This is a genomic window from Janthinobacterium sp. UMAB-56, assembly GCF_900095265.1.
Lineage (GTDB): Bacteria > Pseudomonadota > Gammaproteobacteria > Burkholderiales > Burkholderiaceae_D > Janthinobacterium.
The window spans coordinates 29,300-33,890 of sequence record NZ_LT607673.1; the positions used below are offsets into that span (position 1 = coordinate 29,300).

General features: G+C 56.4%; 4 protein-coding genes and 1 pseudogene. 1 reads left to right on the forward strand and 4 read right to left on the reverse strand.

The window, feature by feature from the left end:
• The 4 genes from K0F85_RS29265 to K0F85_RS26625 all read right to left on the reverse strand — a co-directional run.
• Positions 1 to 251, reverse strand: a 251-nt coding sequence (locus K0F85_RS29265; RefSeq protein WP_219118871.1) for a nucleotidyl transferase AbiEii/AbiGii toxin family protein, incomplete at its 3' end; no start/stop codon positions are given.
• Positions 252 to 710, reverse strand: coding sequence for a nucleotidyl transferase AbiEii/AbiGii toxin family protein (locus K0F85_RS26615; protein ID WP_219118855.1), 459 nt, complete (start codon positions 708 to 710; stop codon positions 252 to 254).
• Complete coding sequence (locus tag K0F85_RS26620; protein WP_219118856.1) at positions 673 to 1,098, reverse strand: DUF6088 family protein; 426 nt, start codon at positions 1,096 to 1,098, stop codon at positions 673 to 675. Before K0F85_RS26620 ends, K0F85_RS26615 begins: the two co-directional genes overlap by 38 nt.
• Before the next feature lie 450 nt (positions 1,099 to 1,548).
• Positions 1,549 to 3,816 (reverse strand): carboxy terminal-processing peptidase, encoded by a 2,268-nt coding sequence (locus K0F85_RS26625; RefSeq protein ID WP_219118857.1) that lies wholly within the window; start codon positions 3,814 to 3,816, stop codon positions 1,549 to 1,551.
• 518 nt (positions 3,817 to 4,334) lie between these two features.
• On the opposite strand from K0F85_RS26625, the pseudogene K0F85_RS29045 reads away from it, so the two are divergent.
• Positions 4,335 to 4,591, forward strand: a pseudogene (locus tag K0F85_RS29045) (hypothetical protein); the annotation flags it as partial.

Genomic DNA, 4,591 nt, shown 5'->3' on the forward strand with positions numbered 1-4,591 from the left:
TGGTGGCCATCCCATTTGTATGCGCAACGTCGCAGCAAGGACAGAACTTTTTCTGCCGCAGTCTCAGCCACTGAAATGCAATCAATCGAGAGCGTTATGCTCGGCGCAATACCCGCCAACGATTCATAGAGGTATCCGAACTCTCGCTTTTCAAGCGGCAAAAGAGGGTGACGTTGGATCAGTTCAAGCTTAAGCTCGGGCCGTAGACTTGGGAGTTGCTCGTATGCCGACTTATAGCCGGCCCCCACCACCTAGTAACGGTGCGCATAGCGAATTTGCGGATTTTCACCTCCGTCAGAGTACGCGAGCAAGGGGAAGCCCAGCGTAACCAACAATGAGGGAAGAGCTTCGTGTAATGCGATTAAGCGGACACGGTCTCCGCGCCCCTTCTTCAGCGGTTTGGAAGTTGGCGAAAGCAAAACTTTAATATCGATGTCTTCCGACATTCGATTGATGAGTCCATACGCTTTGGACAGGCACGTCCCACCAGCGAAAACCAACTGAATGCCAACGTTATGGCGAGTTAGCTCTCCCCCTCGTGTGTTGAGGTCGCTAAAATGGTCGTGCGAAACCTGGAGCTCGCTCAATCCTTTGAGAAGCTCGGTGATATGGATATCTTTTTCGGCGGTCTGGACCGGCAGGCCTCGAAGGAGACCCTCGGCAGCGAGGTCTTCAAGCGCCCGCTGTTGCTTGTCCGTAATCGTTCTCATAGACTACCGAGCGGCCTCCCACCGCAATTTTCCTGCGGATACGTCGACCACCGGTATTGGCAACGAAGGCCCCTGGAAGTTGGGTTGTTATACCGGAATTATATGCAGCAGCAGCCTTACTTGTGCGCACGGTTACCCCCAATTTTTTCAGCGCCTCAGTCGCCAACGTCTCAAGACTGCCGGCCGGGATGGTCGCCCCTGTAACCGAACTCTTACGTGTTTTGGCGTAGACTCCAGTCCCAATCCGAACCAGCACGCCCTTAGCCTGCAAGGATTTAAGTGCCTCGGTCACCTGTGATGCGCTTCCCAAACGGGCTATTTCTGCGCGCAAAATTACATTGCCAGTACGCTGTTTCACGGACCGAAGCATACGCTCTTCAAGTTTCATCGTTGCTCCTGTCGAGGTTGCACATCAAAGACTATAGCAATCCCCTGGCAATTGTCAAGACTAATCCTTATATAACAATGACTTACGTCTACACACATTACCGACTACCGGGCAACGTTTGAAACAACTTCAAGGGCATAAATTACCTGCGAGAATTACCGCAAGCGTCTTAACCAAGTTATCGCCATGGACGTCAGAGGACTCCATCAGCGACAACGGTTGCTTGCCCACGGCTTGCTAACACCCCGGGGCAAAAAAAAGCCCGCTACGAGAGCGGGCTGAATCTATTTTCTTGGAGGAGAATAGAGGAGACGAATGAATTATGCTGCATCGCGGCATATTATTCCAATTGATTGTTGGAATGATAGAAATACGCAAAACAGATAACTACCCCTCGCCCCGCCGCCCCCAAAGCTGGGGTCAGACCCAAGGGGTCTGACCCCAAGTTCATTACTTCGCCGCCGTCACCGGCGCCCCCTTGACATCCGCGCCATACGGCAAGACCTTGGCTGCCATGCGGGTGTCGGCCTTGATCAGCGCCACTTCATCGGCCAGGATGCGCGCCGCTTCGTTCAGCAGCACGTCCTTGGCGCTCTTCGCGGCCGTTTCAGCGTCCAGTTCGGCACTCAGGGCCCGTTCGTCACCCTGCAGACCGTCGTCGGTGCGCAAGGCGCCCTTAACGGCGGCGATCTGCTTGGCCGTCTTGTTCGCCGCTTTCGCGCCCTTCAGCACGTCTTTCGGATCCGGAATCACCACGAGGTCGTCGGCAGGATTCGAAATCTGCGCGATCAGGCGTTTTTCACGCGCCTTGGCGCGCGCCTCCTGGGCATCGCGCTCCTTGCGGCGCACGGTTTCATTGAGCGAAATCTGGTTTTCCTTGCGCTGCTTGACGACCAGGGCGATGTCATCGAGCAAATACTGGAAATCCTTGTCCTTGGCCACGCGCGCTTCATGTTTCTTGTCCAGCAAGGGCACAATGTCCTTCAGGTCGCCCGTCGGCATATAGGGCGCCGGCTTGATGGCCACCCATGGCAGGGCATTCTCATAGCTCGATTCGCCGAAGTTTTCCGCGTCCGACATGGCTGGCAGCTTGATGTCAGGCGTGACGCCGCGCAACTGCGTGGTGCCGCCATTGATGCGGAAGAACTGGGCGATGGTCATTTTCAGCTCGCCGAAACGGGCTTTCTCGCTGCCGCCGAAACGGTCGAGGTTGAACAGGGTCTGCACCGTGCCCTTGCCGAAACTGCCTTCGCCGATGATGACGCCACGGCCATAGTCCTGCACGGCGGCGGCGAAAATTTCGGAAGCGGATGCCGAGCCGCGGTTGATCAGCACGCCCATCGGGCCATCCCAGGCCAGGCCGGCATTCGTGTCACTTTCCACTTCGACCTTGCCTTCGGCATTACGCTGCATCACGACAGGACCCTTGTCGATGAACAGGCCCGTCAGTTCGACGGCTTCGTTCAGCGAACCACCGCCGTTGTTGCGCAGGTCGATCAGGACGTTGTCGACCTTATCCTTCTTCAACTCGCCCAGCAAGCGGGTGACGTCGCGCGTGGCGCTCTTAAAGTCTTTGTCGCCGCGGCGGCGCGCTTCGAAGTCCTGATAGAACGTCGGCAGGGAAATGACGCCGATGCGGCGCTTGACGCCGTTATCGCGCACTTCGATGATCGATTTCTTCGCCGCCTGCTCTTCCATGCTGATTTTCTTGCGCACCAGCGGCAAGACCACGTGCTTGGCGTCCGGGCCGGCGTCGGCCGGCAGAATGTCAAGGCGCACCACGGAATCCTTGGCGCCACGGATCAGCTGCACCACGTCGTCGATGCGCATGCCCAGCACTTCGGTAATGGGGCCGCTTTCGCCCTGCCCCACGCCGACGATGCGGTCGCCCACTTTCAGCTTGCCCGACAGGCCGGCCGGGCTGCCCGGCACGACTTCGCGCACTACCGTGTATTCGTCGCGCGTCTGCAGCACGGCGCCTATGCCTTCAAGCGACAGCCGCATGGCGATGTCGAAGTTATCCGAGGCGCGCGGGCCCAGGTAATTGGTATGCGGCTCGATCGACATGGCGTAAGCGTTCATGAAGATCTGGAACACATCTTCGCTGTTGAGCTTGCGCGCACGCGTCGTGTAGCCTTCATAGCGCTTGTCCAGCGTCTCGCGGATGGCCTTGTCTTCCTTGCCCGCCAGTTTCAGGCGCAGCCAGTCGTTCTTGACGCGCTTGCGCCACAGGTCGCGCACTTCATCGTCGTTCTTCGGCCAGGCCGCCTTCTCGCGGTCGAGTTGGTAGCTTTCATCGGCCGTAAAGTCGAATTTGGTTTTCAGCAATTCACGCGCATACGCCATGCGCTCGTCGAAACGTTGCTGGTACAGGTTGTAGATGGAAAATGGTGCCGTCAAGTCTTCATTGATGATGGCGTCATCGAGCTTGGTGCGCAGGGGCGCGAAACGGTCGATGTCGGCCTGTACGAAAAACAGTTTTTCCGCATCCAGGGACTTGAAGTAACGGTCGAAGATTTTCTCCGACATGGCGTCGTCGAGCGGCATGGCTTTGTAATGGACGCGCGTCAATACGCGCGATGCCCACAAAGCGGCCTGCGTTTGCTGGGCCAGCGGCTTCATGGTTAGCGGAGGAGCGGCGCTCTTGTCCGTCTGGGCTGCGCCAGCGTGGGCTGACAGGGCAAGCACCAGGGTGACCAGCATCATTTGCTTCTTCATCGGCTTCTCCGAAAATTAGTTGAATCAATTCCAGGCGGCGCAGATAGGCATGCGCCAGCCAGCAAGACAGTAAGGGGAATACACGACTGGTCTGCATATTATTCTACAGGATACGGCTTGGCAGTCTCCCATGGAATATCAGTTTCTTCCGGGAAGCTTAAACGCGGATTAAAGGCCGCGTCTTATTCATTACAAAGTGAAACATTTGTGAGCAATGGCGTTGCCCCTCATCGATCAATCCCAATCTCGTCCATTGAACGTCAAAAAGTCAATGGGACGTTTTCACGTTTCTTGATGCAGATTCAGTTTTTACACAAAAAAAGTGATTCCTGCGGGAAACACTTAGTAACAAAATACAAGTAACATGCTATTATCGCACCCTGAAATTTTGCTTGCCTGTGCGTGGCCCTTCAGCGGACGCGCCACCGTTGCAAGCGCACTCCCACCAGATCCCCTCCCCGCGTGTCATGTCATGACCAGGAATGGCCGAGCTGATTACCCTTTGCCAGACTCAAAATATGCCTACAATTTCCTTCTCCCTGCGCCACTTTAGTGTCGGAGGCAAGATTACCGTCTTCACGTTTGCCTTGGTCAGCCTGATCCTCGCCAGCCTGACTGCCCTGATGAGTATCAACACTTCCCACGTGCTGGAACAGCACGCCGAAGCGGCCGTCACCAGCGAGCTCAATAGCGTCATGACGACCACGGAAGTATTCCATACGGCCATGGTCAACGAAGCGGCCAGCTTTGCCCGCCTGTTCGCAGCCGAATTTAC

Bases quoted from the DNA above. Each gene is read 5' to 3' on its own strand.
- K0F85_RS26615 (WP_219118855.1), bottom strand. From the start codon at position 710: ATGAGAACGATTACGGACAAGCAACAGCGGGCGCTTGAAGACCTCGCT.
- K0F85_RS26620 (WP_219118856.1), bottom strand. From the start codon at position 1,098: ATGAAACTTGAAGAGCGTATGCTTCGGTCCGTGAAACAGCGTACTGGC.
- K0F85_RS26625 (WP_219118857.1), bottom strand. From the start codon at position 3,816: ATGAAGAAGCAAATGATGCTGGTCACCCTGGTGCTTGCCCTGTCAGCC.